The following is a 16,061-nucleotide window of genomic DNA, read 5'->3' as shown; positions in this document are numbered from 1 at the left end:
TCACGGCAGCGCGATCACCGATTGCGCTGCACCACAACGTGAGCGAGCGTGACGAGATCGTCCACGACGAGGCCGGCGGGCAGGCAGGTGAGCGCGGCGCGCAGCGCTTGATCGGCGCGGCGCTGGGTTCGCTGCCTGCCCCCGGCCTCGTCCACCAGTTCGGCGGCACGCACCGCGTCGGCGTCCGACATCGGCCGCGGATCCCGGTACATCCGGGCCAGCTCCGCTCCGGCCGGAGTTCCGGAGGTCAGGGCACAGACGATCGGGAAGGAACGTTTGCGCGCCCGGAGATCGCTGTGGCGGGGCTTCCCGGTGACCACCGGATCGCCCCAGATATCGATCGCGTCATCGACCAGTTGGAACGCCAGGCCCAGGTTCCGGCCGAAGGTGTTGAGTACGGCGACGGTTCGCGAATCGGCCCCGGCGCACAAGGCGCCCAGCGCACACGAGCACCCCAGCAGGACCGCGGTTTTGCCGGCCGCCATGGACAGATAGTCCTCGACGGTCACATCGGGACGAGTCTCGAAATCGCAATCCTGGTACTGACCGTGGCACAGGGTCGCGGTGGTGCGCGCCAGCCGGATCACCGCGGGCGCGCCGGCGGATTCGGGTACGCCGCCATCGGAGAGCACGGCGAACGCCAGCGCCTGCAGCGCGTCACCGAGAAGAGTGGCGTTGGTGGAACCCCAGATCCGCCACACCGTCGGGCGGCCGTGCCGCAGCGGGTCGGCGTCCATCACGTCGTCGTGTACCAGCGAGAAGTTGTGCAGGAGTTCGACCGCCGCCCCGGCGTGGACGGCGTCGGCGGGGCTGGCGCCGCAGGCGGCGGCCGCGGCCAGGGTGAGCGCGGGGCGCAACCCCTTGCCGTGGGCGCCCGCGCGCAGATTCCCGTCGGCGTCACACCAGCCGAAGTGGTAGCCCGCCATGCGATCGAGGGGATGACCGAGGGTCGCGACGGCGGCCCGCAGTACGGGTGCGATGGCGGTTCTGGCGTCGGCGAGCAGGGTTCCCGCGGCCCGCTTTCCCGGCGGCGCGTCGGTCGCGCCGCGCCTGCGACGCGCGGATTCGGGAGCGGCCGCGCAATCCTTGCGCTCGGCCGCGGGCTCCGGGAGTGCCGGTGAACAGGTCGTGGGTTTCGATGATCGCATGACGGTCCCGCTCGCTCGGACGCAGCCGCCGCGACTGCTCGGCGTCGCGGGCGGCGGTGCGTGAAACTTCAATCGTCGCATCGGAACCCGCGGGCGCGGTGGTCGCCGCGGTTGCGTTTGCGCAACTCCTGCCGGCGGGTTCGTTCGTTATCGGACCCGGAGTGCGCCGGTGTCGTACACCTCCTCCGCCGCGGTCGGGGCCGCCGATGACCGGCTGCCCGGCCGCCACGCTCGGCCGGCGATTCGGGACGGCAGGTGGCCTCGAATCGAACGGTGTGCAGGTCGCTGGGCTATGTGCATCGAAACCCCCTATCTCGCAGGCATTTTAACGCGAGGTCGACAATTCGGGCACCCGGTTCGACGGTGCGCACCTCGTGCGCGCGTGCACCTCGGTCACCGTTTCGCATCGGATCGGGGCCGCTCAGCCGGGTGTGTGCCCCCGGCACAACGCCGCGATGCCGGTGTCGAGTGCCGCTTCCAGGAAGCCGATATCGCCGGTCGCCAGCAGGATGCCCACTCCGCCCTGAATTCCGGCCAGCAGAGCCGCCGCCGCTCGCTCGGCATCGACGTCGGCCGAGACCTCGTGCTGGGTCTGCATATCGCGGACGCCGCGGGCGATATCGCCGTGCCACTGCCGCAGCAGAGCCGCGCTCACCTGCTGGGCGCCCGGTGTGGTCCGGCCCAGCTCGGACATCAGCACCGACAGCGGGCAGAACCGCCCTTGTCGCCGATACCGTTCGACGACGGTATCGCGCCAGCGCCGCCATGCCGCCCACGAGTCGAGTGCGCCCAGGTGCGGCTGCTGATCGGCCAGCACCGCATCGGCCTCGTGCTGGGCCACCGCCAGGAGCAACTGTTCCTTACCGTCCGGAAAGTAATGGAACAGCTGGCTTTTCGAGGTTCCGGTGCGTGCCCGGATATCGTCGAGAGTGGCCACCGTGACTCCGCGAGTGCGAATCTCGGCGGCCGCGCCCTCGATGATGCGTTGCCGGGTGGCCGCGCCCTTGGCGGTTAGTGGACTCATCGGTCCATTCTAGCCGCGCGGTCAGGCCGCTCGCAGACGTGGCAGACCCCATTCGGCGGCAAGCAGCTCATGTGAGCGCAACCGATCCTCATGACTGTGGGTCACGCTGGTGACCACGAGTTCGTCGGCATCGGTGAGCTGCTGTAACGCCGCCAGGCGTGCGGCCACGGTCGCCGGTGAACCGACGAACTGCGTGGTGACCCGATCGTGGACCAGTCGCTGCTGCTGTTCGGTCAGCGCGGGCGCGGTGTCGGGGTCCTGATATTCGGCGGCGCCCGCACCGCTACGAATGCTGTAGACCCAGTGCCCGTACGTCGAGGCCAGATGTGCGGCCGCCGCGTCGTCGTCGGCGACCACCACATCCGCCGAGACCACCAGATACGGCCGCGGGTACCGGACGGACGGCCGGAACGCGGCGCGATAGGCCTCGACCGTCTCCGCGATGGTGCCCGGTGACACGTGATAGTTGGCCGCGAACGGTAGTCCCAGCCGGCCGGCGACCTGAGCGCTCTCCCCGCCGGAACTGCCGAACAGCCACAGCTGCACCTGCGCGCCCTCGCCCGGGACGGCGTGCAGCGCGATACCGCCGGAGCTGCGATAGGTGCCGTCCAGCAGTTCCCGGATCTCGCCGACCTGGCGCGCATAGTCCAGCGGCTGCGTCCCGGGCAGTTGCAGCGCCTCGAAACTCGCCGCCAGCCGGGCCGTGTCCAGCAGCCGCCCGGAGCTGAACGGCGGGGGGATCACCACACCGTCGTGCACCCGCGTCGGGCGATCCCGGTTCGGGACGGGCGGCACCCCGGCCGACCGCACCTCCGCGATGCGATGCGCGGACCGGCCCAGCCCCAGATCGAGCCGTCCGGGATACAGCGCGTCGATGGTGCCGAAGGCCTCGACCACCGCCGCCGAGGTGTGGTGGCCGGCCTGGACGGCCGCCGATCCGACCCGGATGGTGTCGGTGGCGGCCGCGATCAGCGCGATGAGCGTGGTCGGCGCGGACGACGCGACCGCGACGAAATGGTGTTCGGCGACCCAGAATCGGCGATACCCCCACGATTCGGCGTGCCGGGCCAGATCGATCGTATTGCGCAGCGCCTGCTGCGCCGTGGAGCCGGAGCTGATGGGTGACAGATCCAGCACCGACAACGGTACGGAGGTACTCCCGGTCATGATGCGCGCACTCCTTCGCCGCCCTGCTGCGGATGCCGCAGCTGCAGATGATCTCGCAGGGTCGTGCCGTGATACTCGGTCCGGAAACTGCCGAGCTCCTGCAATTCCGGCACCACCTTCGCGACGAAGTCGTCGAGTCCGGTGGGGGTCAGATGGGGAACCAGCACGAATCCGTCCGCGGCATCGGATTGCACGTATCGGTCGATCTCCGCGGCGATCTGCGCCGGCGTTCCGACGAACTGCTGGCGCGCGGTCACCTCGATGATCAGCTCCCGGATGCTGAGCTTGTCCGCCTCCGCCTTCGCGCGCCAGTCCCGCGCCACCGCCAGCGGATCCCGCGCATGGCGCACCCGGCCGCGGGTGATGGTGGCGTTGTCGACCGGATCGATGTCGGGAAGTGGACCGTCGGGGTCGTAGCCGGAGAGGTCACGGCCCCAGACCTGTTCGAGGAACGCGATCGCGGTCTGCGGGCCTACCTGGCGCAGCCGGATATCGCGCGCCCGGTCCTGGGCGTCATCGGCGCTGTCGCCGATGACGAAGGTCGCGGCGGGCAGGATCTTCAGATCGTCGCGGCCGCGGCCGTATTTCGCGAGGCGCGATTTGACATCGGTGTAGAACGCCCTGCCGTCCTCGAGTTCGCCGTGACGGCTGAACACCGCATCGGCCTTCGCGGCGGCGAATTCGCGTCCTTCATCGGAATCACCGGCCTGAATCTGCACCGGATAACGCTGTGGACTCGCGGGCAGTGGATACGTGCCCTGAATGTCGAATTGCGTGCCACGATAAGCGAATCGGGGCGCCGGGGCGCCGAACACCCCGCGTGCGCGGTCGACGACTGGCGCCCCGCCCACGCGACTGTCCCAGATCGCGCGGGTCGCGTCGATCATCTCGGCGGCGCGCACATAGCGCTGCGAGTGATCGAGATATCCACCCCGGCGGAAGTTCTCACCGGTGAACGCGTCGGAGGAGGTGACCGCGTTCCAGGCGGCCCGGCCACCGGAGAGGTGGTCGAGCGTGGCGAATTGCCGGGCCAATTCGAAGGGTTCGTTGAAAGTGGTGCTGATGGTGCCCGCCAGGCCGAGGCGGGTCGTGACACCGGCCAGCGCGTTGAGGACGGTGAAGGTGTCGGGGCGGCCCACCACGTCCAGGTCGAAGATCCGCTCCCGATGCTCACGCAGGCGCAGCCCCTCGGCGAGGAAGAAGAAGTCGAACAGCCCCCGTTCGGCGGTGCGGCCGAGATGGGCGAAGGATTCGAAGTCGATCTGGCTGCCCGATTCGGGAACGCTCCACACTGTGGTGCTGTTGACTCCCGGAAAGTGGGCTGCCAGATGAATCTGCTTGCGTACCTTGCTCTTCGGCATAGTCATCCTCGGGCGAGTGCATAGCGATTGGCGGGCCGGGCCAGGCCGAGCCGCGCGCGCAGGGTGCGCGCGGGCCGGACGAGGCCGGCGGTGAACGCGGGTAATGCCAGTGGCCGCAGCACCACACCGTCACCGGCGCAGTCCTGGCGGAACTGCTCGAGTACGGCGTCGAGACCGTCGCGGGTGCCGACATAGCGCGCGGTGGCCGGTGCGGCGGACCCGTCCCAGTCGTCGAGTTGGTCGACCTCGGCCCGGGCCTGTGCCTCGGTCGGCGCGAGATGCAGCTCGAGATCGAGCAGGATCCGCACCTGATCGGGGATCCGTCCCGCCGCCGCGACCGCGGATCGCAACCGGGAGCGGGTGGCGGCGGCCTCGTCCGGATCGAATGCGCTGATCCGGATCAGATCGGCCCGGTGCACCGCGATCCGGGTGCTCGCGGGCGAATCGGCGCGCACCGTGATCGGCGGTTGCCCCTGGGGCGGGCGCGGTGTGATCGACGGCCCCTTCACGGAGAAGTGCTCCCCCACGAAATCGATGTAGTGCAGCCGATCGCGGTCGATGAAACGTCCGGTGGGGATATCCCGGATCTCGGCGTCGTCCTCCCAGCTGTCCCACAGCCGGGTCACCACCTCGATCGCCTCGCCGGCCTCCCGCCACAGCCCGGCCTCGTCCTGTTCGGGCTTGCGGCCGAACAATCGGGCCTGCCGCGCGCCCGGTGAGACGCCGACCTCCCAGCCGGCCCGCCCGAAAGTGGCGTAGTCGAGGGCGGCGATCGCCTTGGAGAGGTGGAACGGTTCGGTGTGGGTGACCGTCGCCTGCGGGATCAGGCCGATGTGGCCGGTCGCGGCGGCCGCGCGGGCCGCGAGAGCGACCGCGTCGAGCGGTCCGAATCCGCCCGCACCGTGTGCGCCGAAGGAGTCGGGCAGGAATGCCAGGTCGAAACCCGCCCGATCCACCGCCGCGATCGCGTCGAGCCAGTACTCGGCGGTGAACAGTTCCTCGGCACGTGAGTCGATGCGCCGCCACGACGCGGGGTGCGCACCGGTACCGGACAGTTCCACCCCGAGCAGCGGCGGCAACGACGACATGCGAGACGTCCTTTCGATCGACACGAGATACCTGCGCGCCGGCGCCACGAGATGGGCGGGGAGATGTCCCGCGATCGCTGGACGGGCAGGAGCTCAAACTATGAGAAATCACCTGCGGCGTCAGCACTCTCGATCGCGCTGAATTCTATTCTTGCCCGCTGAGGGCCCAGGGTGTGGCGGCCGTGGCCGCCCGGGGCCGGAATCGGGCCGTACGTCGCCCGCGAGTGCTTCCCGGATCCGGCGGCGTGGCCTTCTAAGGTGGCGGCATGTCCGAGCGCGACAAGCCGACCGGACCGGCGCCGCCGCCGCAGGGCCGGGCTCGATGGCACGGCTGGTGGGAGCGGTTCCGGCACTCGCCGTATCTGCCCGCGACGGTGCTGCTGCTCATTCTCGCGGTCGCGGCCGGACTGTTCGCCGGCTCCTACACCTACATCCTGGCCAACCCGACACCGCACCGGATCCCCGTGGCGGTGGTCGACGGCGGTGTGGCCGTACCCGCGGCCGGTCGGAGCTTTCTGGACGGGATGAACGGCGTGCTGAACGGATCGCTGCACATCATGCGGTACCCCAGCACGGCCACGGCGCGCGATGCGGTCCAAGCGCAGCAGGTCTTCGCGATCCTGGACGTGCGCAGTCCCGAGCGGGTGCCGGTCGAGGTGTCGGGCGCCTCCGGTTCGTCGGTGGCCGAGGTCGTATCCGGTGCGGCCGCGCAGGCCGGACAGCAGGCGCGGACTCCGGTCGCGGTCACCGACATCAATCCGCTGCAGCGGGGCGATCCCCGCGGGCTGGCGATCTTCTACATCACCCTCGCCGCGGTGATCATCGGATTCGTGGGCGCCATCCAGCTCGGGGTGCACGCGCGCGCACTGGGCGCGGCACAGCGGATCGCATTCACCGTCGCCTACGCTCTGCTCGGCGGATTCGCGATCGCCGCGGTGGTGGACTGGTGGCTCGGCGCCCTGAGCCTGCCGTTCGTGCGGTCGTGGGCGATCCTGTCGTTCACGATGTTCACCTCGGGCATGATCTTTTCGATGTTCAGCGCCCTGTTCGGGCGCTGGGCGATGATTCCGACCTGGGGTGTGATGGTGCTGTTGGGCAACCCGTCCTCCGGTGGCGCGGTGTCGTGGCCGCTGCTGCCGTCGGTCCTCGGCGCGATCGGCCGCTGGCTGCCACCGGGCGCGTCGGTCAACGCCCAGCACACCGCGGTGTACTTCCGCGGGCACCAGCACGTCTTTCCCTACCTGGTACTGGCGGGCTGGGCGCTGGTCGCCTGTGCGGTGTTCTGGGTCCGGCGGGACCGTCGGGACGACGCGGACGGCGCCGACTAGTGCCGGCGCCGAGCGGTCGTGCGCCTCAGGCGGATCGTCCGATCCCCGGCCGCGGGAACGCCCCCGGCACCGCGGCCAGCAACTCCCGGGTGTATTCGTGCCGTGGATCGTCGAACAGTGCTGCGGTAGACGCGGTTTCGATGATCCGGCCCCGCCGCATCACCGCCACCCGGTCGCTGACGCGGCGCACCACGGCCAGATCATGCGAGATGAACAGATAGCTCAGCTCGAGCTCTGCCTGAAGTTCTTCCAGCAGGGTCAGGATCTGCGCCTGCACCCCGACATCGAGCGCCGATACCGGCTCGTCCAGCACCAGCACATCCGGGCGCAGCGCCAGTGCCCGCGCGATCGCCACCCGCTGCCGCTGACCGCCCGACAGCCGATCCGGACGTCTGTCGGCCACCTCACCGGGCAGGGCGACCTGTTCCAGCAGTTCGGCCACCCGCGCGTGGCGTTCACCGCGATCTCCGATACCGAAGGCCTGCAACGGTTCTGCCACGATCCGTGCGACGCTCAGCGTGGGATTCAGCGAGGTGTAGGGGTTCTGATACACCACTTGGACGCGCCGGCGGAATTCTCGCAATCCGGCGCCACGCAATCCGGCGATATCGCGGCCGTCGAAGCGGATGCTGCCCGCATCGGGGCCGGTCAGCCGGGTGATGATGCGGGCGGCGGTGGTCTTGCCGGAACCCGATTCGCCCACCAGGGCGAGTGTTTCGCCGCGATCGAGCTCCAGCGACACCTCGTCGACCGCGTCGGTGCGCACGCCTCGCGCGACGCGGAAACTCTTCCGCAGTCCCGTCGCCACCAGCAGGGGACGTTCGGCGCGCGGGCGGCCGCGGCGCACCGGTGCGTCGAGGCGCGGCGCGGCGGCCAGCAACCGGGCGGTGTATTCGTGCTTCGGGTCGGTGAGAACGGCTGCGGTGGTTCCGGATTCGACGATCCGCCCGCCCCGCATCACCGCGATCCGGTCGGCGCGGTCGGCGGCCACGGCGAGGTCGTGGGTGATCAGCAGCACGGCGGTGCCGAGCTGTGCGGTGCGCTCGGCGAGGTGGTCGAGGATCCGGCGCGCGACGGTGACATCGAGTGCGCTGGTCGGTTCGTCGGCGATCACCAGTTCCGGCTCGCACGCCAGCGCGATCGCGATCAGCACCCGCTGGCGCTGACCGCCGGACAGGTCCTGCGGATACTGCCGGGCCCGCACCTGCGGCCGGTCCAGGCCGGCCTCGGTGAGCAGCCGCACCGCCTCCACCCGCGCGGTGCGGCGGTCGGCGCGACGATGAATACGCAGCACTTCGGCGACCTGATCGCCGATGCGCTGCACCGGATTCAGCGATGTTCCCGGATCCTGGGGCACCAGCCCGATTCGCGCGCCCCGGAAACCGCGCAGGGTGCGTTCGGACGCGGTGTCGAGCCGGTCACCGTCGAAGACGATTCCGCCACCGGACACCGTCGCCGACTCCGGCAGCAGTCCGATCACGGCATGGGCGAGAGTGGATTTGCCCGAACCGGATTCACCGACCAACGCGAGGGTCTCCCCGCGCGCGACCTCGAGCGTCGCACCGGCCACCGCCTCGGCGTGCGTGCCGGGGTACCGAACGCGCAGATCATCGACCCGCAACAGGATTCGATCCGTCATCGGTCCTCCTGTGCACTGCGGGACACCCGCACCCGGTGGGACCGGTGAGCGGCTGCGCGAGTGTGTCTCATGGGTCCTCGAGTCTTGCGGGACACCCGCACCCGGTCGGACCGGTGAGCGGCTGCGCGAGTGTGTCTCATCGGTCCTCCTGGTTCCCGATCGCGCGTCCGACGCGCTGGGCGGCGAGCACCACCGCGACGATCACCGAGCCGGGCAGGGCGGTCATCCACCAGGCGAGGACGAGGTAGTTGCGGCCCTCCGAGATCAACGATCCCCATTCCGGCGTCGGCGGCGCGGCGCCGTAGCCGAGGAAGCTCAGCGACGAGATCGCCAGTACCGCGACACCGAATTCGACTGCCGCGAGCGCGGCGACGGGTGCGTACGCGGTGCGCAGGATGTGGCGCAGCAGGACCGTGTGCCAGCGCACGCCCGAGGCGAACGCCGCCTCCACATAGGGTGCGCGCCGCACCCGCAGCACTTCCGCGCGCATCACCCGCGCGAACCGCGCGATGAGCGCCACCCCGACCGCGATGGCCACATTCCGGGTACCCAGTCCGAGCACCGTGATGAGGACCAGTGCCGACAGCAGCTCCGGAATCGCCAGCAGCACATCGACACCGCGCATGACGAGCGAGTCGAGGGTCCCGCCCAGAGTTCCGGACACGAGACCGATCGCCGAGCCCACGACCAGCCCCAGCAGCACGGCGCATACCGTCGCCGAGAGTGTCAGCGCCGCCCCGTGCGCCACCCGGGTGTACAGATCGCGGCCGAGATTGTCGGTGCCGAACCAGTGCTGCGGGCTCGGGCCGCGGAACTTCTCCGCCGGTACCCCGGCGCGCGGATCGCCGCCGGCCAGCAGCGACGGCGCCACCGCCCAGCCGAGGACCACGACCAGCACGAGCACCGACACCGCCAGCCCGGCGCGGGCGCGCAGGCGTGCGGGCGCCAGCGCCCGGCGCAGGTCCGCGACGCGGGCGGGATGGGCGATGATCAGCGTGTCAGACATGAGCGCGCACTTTCTCGCCGGCACCGGCGACGCGGGGGTCCAGCAGGGGATAGAGCAGGTCCACCGCCAGATTGACCACCACGAAGGCGAGTGCGGCGACCAGCACGATGCCCTGCACGACCGGAATATCTTGATGCAGTACCGCGCTCTGCGTCAGCCGGCCCAGACCGTCACGCGAGAACACCGTTTCGACCACCACCGAACCCGCCAGCACCGTGCCCACCCACAGTCCCGCGACGGTGAGCGCCGGTCCCGCCGCGGCCCGCAGCACATGCCGCCACTGCACCCACAGCCGCGACGCCCCCTTGGCGAAGGCCACATCGACGAACGGCTGCCGCCAGGTGGCCGCCAGGCCGCTGTAGAACACCTGCGCGATGACCGCGCCGACGGGAACGGCGAGTGTGATCGCGGGCAGGATCGTGCCCTGGAATCCCGTCCCGCCGAATGCCGGGACGAGCCGCAAGCGGAACGAGAACAGTTGCAGCAGTATCAATCCCACCCAGAAGGTGGGCATCGCCGCACCGATCGGTGGCAACGCCGTCAGCAGATTCCGCAGCCACCGCCGCCGGGTGTAGGCCGCGGCCACCGCCAGCGCGGCCCCGAAGACGATCGCCAGAATCAGCGCGAACCCGGCCAGCGCCAGGGTGGAGGGAATCGACTGCGCCAGCGCGCCGGTGACGGATTGCCCGGTGTTCAGGGAGCGTCCCAGGTCACCGCGCACAGCATGGGTGAGGGCGGTCCAATACTGTTCCGGCACCGAACGGTCCAATCCGTACCTGGCCTTCAGTTCCGCGATCGCGGCCGGGTCGGGGGCCGCGCCCGGATCGGCGTCGACGGCGAGCTGCACCGGATCCGAGGGCAGCAGGAACAGCACCGCGAACGAGATCGTGAACGCGGCCCACAACACGCCGATCGCCTGCAGCACACGGACGATCGCATAGCGCGTCAGCGGACTCATCGTGTGCTCAACCAGGTGTCGTGGAACTGCAGCCGCGCCGAGGCCTCGAAGGTCAGGTCGTGCACCGCGCCGGACACGCCGATCGCCTGCGACAGTTCGATGGTCGGCAACCACAGGCCGTTGTCGATCACCGCCCGCTGCGCCTGCCCGATGACCGCGGCCCGCGCGGCCGGGTCGGTGGTCGACAGCTGCTCGGCCAGTGCACCGTCCAACGCCGGAATCGGCCCGCGCTGGTTGAGGTTTCGCTGGCCACGGCCGAAGGTGGTACGCAGGATGTCGCCGTCGGCACGAGTGGTGTTGTAGTAGGTGGCGTCGAAATCTCCGGCGTTCTGCCGGGCGGTGTAGTCGCCGGCGGCCGCGAGTTCGAGCCGCAGATCGACCCCGATCGCGCGCAGTTGCTGTTGCACCAGCTCCACGGTGGCCTGATTGCCGGCGAACGCGGTGCTGAACAGCACCCCGAACGACAGGCGGCGCCCGTCCTTGACCCGGATACCGTCACCGCCGGGCACCCATCCGGCCTGATCCAGGATCCGGCGCGCCTGGCCGGGGTCGTAGCCGAGCTGCGCGGAAAGGTCGACGTAGGCGGGTGTTTTCGAGGCCAGGGAACCGGTCGCCGCACGGAACTGCGGCCCCAGGACGGTATCCACGAGCTGTCTGCGGTCGATCCCGTGCAGGAGCGCCTGACGCACCGCGGGGTCCGACAGTGGCGCCCGGCTCAGATTCGGTTGCAGACCGAACGGCACGCCCGGATTCGAGGCGAACTGTACCTTCGCGCCGGTGGCCTCGAGCTGCGGAACATCCTGTGGCAGGGCGTCACTGACGGCGTCGAGCTGGTTCGACGACAGGCTCCCGGTCCGCACCCCGGCCTCGGGCACCACCGTGAATTCGATGCGATCCAGATACGCTTCGCCGGGGTGCGCGAAGACCGCTGATCCCCACCGGTATCCGGTCCGTTTCACCAGGGCCGCCGATACGTCCTGCCGGTAGCCGGCATAGACGAACGGGCCGCTGCCGATATCGTCGCCGAGGCAGCGCTGTTCGGCCGGTTTCGCGGTGGTCGCGTCGGCGAGGATACCCAGCTGCGGTGTCGAGGACGCCTGCAGGAATTGGGCGTTCGGCGCGTCGAAGTGAACTTCGGCGGTCAGCGGAGCGACCACGGTCGTACCCGCGTATCCGGACAGGTAGCTCGCCCCCAGTGGCGCCTTCGCCGCCGTGAGGGTGTGCACCACGGCGTCGAAGTTCTTCTGCACCGAGGTGGCGGTCAGCGGGGTGCCGTCACTGAAGGTGACATCGGGCCGCAGGTGGAAGGTGAAGGTCTTCGCGTCCGGGCTCACCTGCCAGGACGTCGCCAGCCAGGGCTTGATCTCGCCACTGGCGGGATCCTGGTCGGTGAGCGAATCGACGATCTGCCGGGTCACGTACAGGGTCTGGTTGGTGCCGGCCTGGGCGGGGTCCGAGCAGGTCGGCGCCTGCGACAAACCGTAACGCAGGGTGCCGCCCGGTTGCGGCGGCCCGGCGTCGCCGCCGGTGCCGGAGGTGTTCGCACAGGCGGCGATGGCCACCGTCGCGGTGAGTGCGAGCGCCGGCGCGATGATTCGTTTCATGCGGTGGCTCCGGGTGGATCGATTCGGTAGCGGTCGGTGCCCAGTGCCGGGCGGCGGACGGTGTGCCGTGGTGACGGCGCGATGTCGGCCCGGTACGGCAGCAGGCGGAACGTCATATGCGCACGACACCGGCCTCGTCCCGGATCTGCCGGTAACCGCGCACCGGCCGGTAGCCACTGTCGCGCCCGAAACGGTTGCGGCGCTGGGATATCGCGGGCGTCCGGGTCGGAAACCGCTCGAACGAGTGCGCGGGCGGGCCGCCGCGGTGGGCGAACGTGCTGTCGGCCGCGGTGTAGCCCGCCGACAGATACAGCGCCACGGCTTCGGGCTGGCGCGGACCGGTGGCCGCGACGATGCGCCGATAGCCTCGGCGCACGATCTCGGTCTCGAGTTCGTCGAGGACGAAGGTGGCCAGACCGCGGCGGCGATGTTCGCGCGCCGTCCAGATCCGTTTCAATTCGGCGGTCCGCGCGTCGTGGCGGCGGAAAGCCCCTCCGGCGACCGGTTCACCGTCCTCGACCACCACCAGCAGATCGCCGTGCGGCGCCGCGAAATCCGCGGCCGGGTGGTTCACCAGATCCGCGTGTATCGCACCGACGCTGCCGCCGTAGCGGCTGCTGTATTCGATCGCCAGTTCGGCCAGCAGTGGCGCGGCCATCGGATCGTGTTGGCCGATATGAAAGACACTGCGCACCATGATCATTCCTCCATCGGTTCCGGCGGTAGCACCCAACACCCGGTCGGGGGGTTGCTGCGACGTCGTGGAGCCGGATCTCTCGGTCGCTCTGGATGGGTGAGGGGAACGCTAGGGGAATTCCGGTGTGCCGTCAGCACTCCCGATCGCGGTGAATCCAATCCTTGCCGCGCGGGCGGATCGGCGGTGTCATCACCCCCGTGCCGAAGATCCGAATCGGGCCCGTGTCGCGGCGACCGGATCCCACGGTCCCGGCCGCCCCCGGGTCAGCGGATAGCAGGCGAAACCGAGGGTCATCGCACTGAAATGACCGATGTCGGTGAAGGTTCGGCCGGCGAAGACCGGCACAGTGTAGAAAATGATCACTCCGACGAGATAGAGGTAGCGCCACGGTGTGGCGATGCGATAAACGAGGACCGCGACCACGCCCGCCAGCGCGTAGCTGACCCCGTAGTCGAGAGTGTTCACCGCCGACTCCGGCGCGTAGTCGTGGTGGATCGCCCAGTAGAGCACGCCCTCGCTGATGTAGGTGGCGCCGACATGGGCGATCAGCACGACGATCAGCCAGCGCAGGGTGCCCAGCCAGCGCTCGGCCTGGGCGTGGAAGACGGTGTAGGACACGGCGTAACCCAGCCAGCCGCCGCCGGCGAGCCAGAAGGCGCTCGAGATCAGGACTCGAACCGGATCCTCCCGCAGGTGATGCAGGTTGGTCGAGCGATTGCCCAGCACGATGTCGGCCTGTTGCGGGGTCAGATGACGCACCACGAGGGTGGAGACCAGCAGGATCGCCAGCCACATGTAGGTGCCCGGGGCACGCCGGATATAGGTTCCGACCGCGCTCGGCACGGACGTCCAGCGGGCGGTGCCTCGGCTCGGCATCGGTCACCTTCCTCGACGGTGCGTACCCACCGCTCCACTATCGGCTCCGGCGGGCGGGGCCGGAATCACCCATGGCGGGTGAGAACAACCGACACGCGGCAAATGCCGCTAATACGGCAAAACGCCTGGTGAACGGGTGCCGATCGCGCGCGAATCCGTGCCGACACGTACTCTGCTGCTGCAGCGCGATACCGGATTCATGGTGTCCACTGGAGGGTGCTGTGTTCCCCCGGCGGTCCGGTGGACGTTGTGTATGCGAGGGTGCGAGCGGAGGCGGTGAGGGACGTGCGCGGGCGTCGATCTCTACTGGTGGTGTCGGCGATGTTGACGGCGATCGTCGCCTTGACCGGAGGCTGTGGTTCCCACGGCGCGACCTCGGCGGCGCCGCCGTCGAAGGCTCCCGAAATCACGGCGCCGGCCGCCGTCGATGTGCCGGCGGCCGATCACGGTCCGCTCAATCCCTCGACTCCGATCGTGGTGAACTCCGCCGACGGCATGTTGACCGCGGTGACCGTCACCGACGGGGACGGCAAACCCGTCGCCGGCACCTTCGCCGCGGACCGGCACAGCTGGACCTCCAAGGATCCGCTGGGATACGGGGCCACCTATCGGGTGCAGGTCCAGGCGGTGAATCTGGCGCAGGTGGCCACGACCAAGACCGCGACGGTCACCACGATCGACGCCGCGCACAAGGCGTACGCCAATGTCGTGCCGGCGCCGGATCTGGTGGCCGAATCCGGTATCGGGGTCGGACAGCCCATGGTCTTCCAGTTCACCGCGCCCGTCGCGAACAAGGCCGAGGTACAGAATCATCTGAAGATCACCGTCAGCCCGCCCCAGCCCGGCGCCTGGTACTGGGTCGACGACAAGGACGTCCACTATCGCGCGGCCCAGTACTGGCAGCCGGGCACCAAGATTCATATCGAGGCCGATGTGTTCGGGGTCGACTTCGGGGACGGCGTCTTCGGGGCGGAGAACAACAGCGCCGACTACACCGTCCACGACGCGTGGGTCGCCAAGGCCGACGGCAACACCGAGCAGTTGACGATCTTCCGCAACGGCGCGCAGGTGAATCAGATGCCGATGAGCCTGGGCTCCCCCGGCTTTCCGTCTCACGAAGGGCCGCATGTGATTTCGGAGAAGTCGCCCTCGATCGTCATGGACTCCTGCACCTACGGGGTATGCCAGGGGCAGGCCGGTTATTACCGGGAGAAGGTCGATCTGGACGAACGTATCTCCAACGACGGCGAATTCGTGCATTCCGCGCCCTGGTCGGTGGGACAGCAGGGGTCGAGCAACGTCTCGCACGGCTGTGTGAATCTCGCACCGGACAACGCGCAGTGGTTCTTCGACCATTTCGGTGTCGGTGACGTCGTGGAGATCACCAATTCCGGCGGGCCGACGCTGCCGGTATGGGACACCTACGGGGACTGGGAGGTCCCCTGGGATGTGTGGCAGGCGGGTAACGCGAGCAGTTGATTCGCGCCGCTCGCTAGCATCGACGTATGGTGGCGAACTTTCTGCGAATCTTTCCGGTGCTGGCGTTGCTCGCCGGGGGAGTCGCCTGTTCCGGGGGAACCGATGCCGCGCCGACGAATTCCGGTCCGGAATCCCCGGCAGGCCGGGCCTATATCTCGACCACCGTCGAAGGTTCGCACATTCCAGGCGACGGCCCATTACGCCTGACCTTCGCCGATGCCGGCCGCCTGAGCGCGAACGCCGGGTGCAACACCCTGATGGGAACGGCCGATCTGGCCGATCACACCCTGCGCACGGGCCCGCTGGCCGGCACCCGGATGGCGTGCGCGGGCGACCGCGCCGGCGCCGACGACTGGGCGACGGCACTGTTGCAGGCGAATCCGTCCTGGAAACTCGACGGCGAGACCCTCACCCTCGCGACCGCCGACCGCACGGTCACACTGCGAGAGACCGAGGACGCGCACTGATCCGTGCGGCCGGACCTCACATCGGGTCCGGGTACCCACGAGTTCCGCGAGGTGCGCTCGGCCGCAGCGGTATTCGCGGTGGCGTGGGCGGCGTGTGCCGTCGGCCCGGCTCTCGCCGTCGTCGATATCGGCCGGATAGCCGCCGGAATCGCGGAGCCGGGTCAGGGCCGCCGGTGGGTCGATAGCCTTCGGCTGGGCCTGGCGGATCACCCGGTACAT

At 69.5% G+C, this 16,061-nt stretch carries 14 protein-coding genes and 1 riboswitch; of the genes, 3 read left to right on the top strand and 11 right to left on the bottom strand.

Features of this window, described 5'->3' with window-relative positions; translation table 11 throughout:
• Positions 1 to 14: 14 nt before the first annotated feature.
• The 5 genes from LKD76_RS17220 to LKD76_RS17200 all read right to left on the bottom strand — a co-directional run bounded on the left by LKD76_RS17220 (position 15) and on the right by LKD76_RS17200 (position 5,788).
• Positions 15 to 1,148 carry a polyprenyl synthetase family protein gene (locus LKD76_RS17220; protein ID WP_227982348.1) on the bottom strand — a complete coding sequence of 378 codons (1,134 nt, stop codon included), beginning with the start codon at positions 1,146 to 1,148 and terminating at the stop codon, positions 15 to 17.
• Between the two features lie 421 nt (positions 1,149 to 1,569).
• Entirely contained in the window at positions 1,570 to 2,172 is a 603-nt protein-coding gene (locus tag LKD76_RS17215; RefSeq protein WP_227982347.1) for a TetR/AcrR family transcriptional regulator, read from the bottom strand.
• Between the two features lie 21 nt (positions 2,173 to 2,193).
• Positions 2,194 to 3,339: an LLM class flavin-dependent oxidoreductase gene (locus LKD76_RS17210; RefSeq protein WP_227982346.1), complete on the bottom strand. Its 1,146-nt coding sequence runs from the start codon at positions 3,337 to 3,339 to the stop codon at positions 2,194 to 2,196.
• Positions 3,336 to 4,700: an NtaA/DmoA family FMN-dependent monooxygenase gene (locus LKD76_RS17205; protein ID WP_227982345.1), complete on the bottom strand. Its 1,365-nt coding sequence runs from the start codon at positions 4,698 to 4,700 to the stop codon at positions 3,336 to 3,338. Before LKD76_RS17205 ends, LKD76_RS17210 begins: the two co-directional genes overlap by 4 nt.
• A 2-nt stretch (positions 4,701 to 4,702) precedes the next feature.
• Positions 4,703 to 5,788, bottom strand: coding sequence for an LLM class flavin-dependent oxidoreductase (locus LKD76_RS17200; RefSeq protein ID WP_227982344.1), 1,086 nt, complete (start codon positions 5,786 to 5,788; stop codon positions 4,703 to 4,705).
• A gap of 266 nt (positions 5,789 to 6,054) precedes the next feature.
• On the opposite strand from LKD76_RS17200, the gene LKD76_RS17195 reads away from it, so the two are divergent.
• Positions 6,055 to 7,116, top strand: a complete 1,062-nt coding sequence (locus LKD76_RS17195) for an ABC transporter permease (protein WP_227982343.1) — start codon at positions 6,055 to 6,057, stop codon at positions 7,114 to 7,116.
• 25 nt (positions 7,117 to 7,141) lie between these two features.
• On the opposite strand, the gene LKD76_RS17190 is transcribed toward LKD76_RS17195, so the two are convergent.
• The 6 genes from LKD76_RS17190 to LKD76_RS17165 form a co-directional block, all read right to left on the bottom strand.
• Positions 7,142 to 8,755, bottom strand: coding sequence for a dipeptide ABC transporter ATP-binding protein (locus LKD76_RS17190; protein WP_227982342.1), 1,614 nt, complete (start codon positions 8,753 to 8,755; stop codon positions 7,142 to 7,144).
• 136 nt (positions 8,756 to 8,891) lie between these two features.
• Positions 8,892 to 9,761: an ABC transporter permease gene (locus LKD76_RS17185; protein ID WP_227982341.1), complete on the bottom strand. Its 870-nt coding sequence runs from the start codon at positions 9,759 to 9,761 to the stop codon at positions 8,892 to 8,894.
• The gene (locus LKD76_RS17180; RefSeq protein WP_227985279.1) at positions 9,754 to 10,710 is read right to left on the bottom strand and encodes an ABC transporter permease; all 957 of its coding nucleotides are present in this window, start codon (positions 10,708 to 10,710) and stop codon (positions 9,754 to 9,756) included. Before LKD76_RS17180 ends, LKD76_RS17185 begins: the two co-directional genes overlap by 8 nt.
• Before the next feature lie 5 nt (positions 10,711 to 10,715).
• Positions 10,716 to 12,323: an ABC transporter substrate-binding protein gene (locus LKD76_RS17175; protein WP_227982340.1), complete on the bottom strand. Its 1,608-nt coding sequence runs from the start codon at positions 12,321 to 12,323 to the stop codon at positions 10,716 to 10,718.
• A gap of 112 nt (positions 12,324 to 12,435) precedes the next feature.
• A complete protein-coding gene (locus LKD76_RS17170; protein WP_227982339.1) occupies positions 12,436 to 13,026 on the bottom strand; it encodes a GNAT family N-acetyltransferase in 591 nt (196 codons plus the stop codon).
• A gap of 1 nt (position 13,027) precedes the next feature.
• Positions 13,028 to 13,119: riboswitch (SAM riboswitch) on the bottom strand.
• 90 nt (positions 13,120 to 13,209) lie between these two features.
• On the bottom strand, positions 13,210 to 13,896 hold the full coding sequence (locus tag LKD76_RS17165; RefSeq protein ID WP_227982338.1) for a rhomboid-like protein: 687 nt from the start codon (positions 13,894 to 13,896) through the stop codon (positions 13,210 to 13,212).
• 321 nt (positions 13,897 to 14,217) lie between these two features.
• Here LKD76_RS17165 and LKD76_RS17160 point away from each other — a divergent pair, with 321 nt between their 5' ends.
• Both LKD76_RS17160 and LKD76_RS17155 read left to right on the top strand, forming a co-directional pair.
• Positions 14,218 to 15,375: a L,D-transpeptidase gene (locus LKD76_RS17160; RefSeq protein WP_227982337.1), complete on the top strand. Its 1,158-nt coding sequence runs from the start codon at positions 14,218 to 14,220 to the stop codon at positions 15,373 to 15,375.
• A gap of 26 nt (positions 15,376 to 15,401) precedes the next feature.
• Positions 15,402 to 15,842 carry an META domain-containing protein gene (locus LKD76_RS17155; protein WP_227982336.1) on the top strand — a complete coding sequence of 147 codons (441 nt, stop codon included), beginning with the start codon at positions 15,402 to 15,404 and terminating at the stop codon, positions 15,840 to 15,842.
• The last annotated feature ends 219 nt before the right edge of the window (positions 15,843 to 16,061 follow it).

Origin of the sequence: Nocardia spumae (genome assembly GCF_020733635.1) — a bacterium.
GTDB classification, from domain to species: Bacteria; Actinomycetota; Actinomycetes; order Mycobacteriales; family Mycobacteriaceae; genus Nocardia; species Nocardia spumae.
This window is presented reverse-complemented; position numbering and strand designations above follow the sequence as displayed.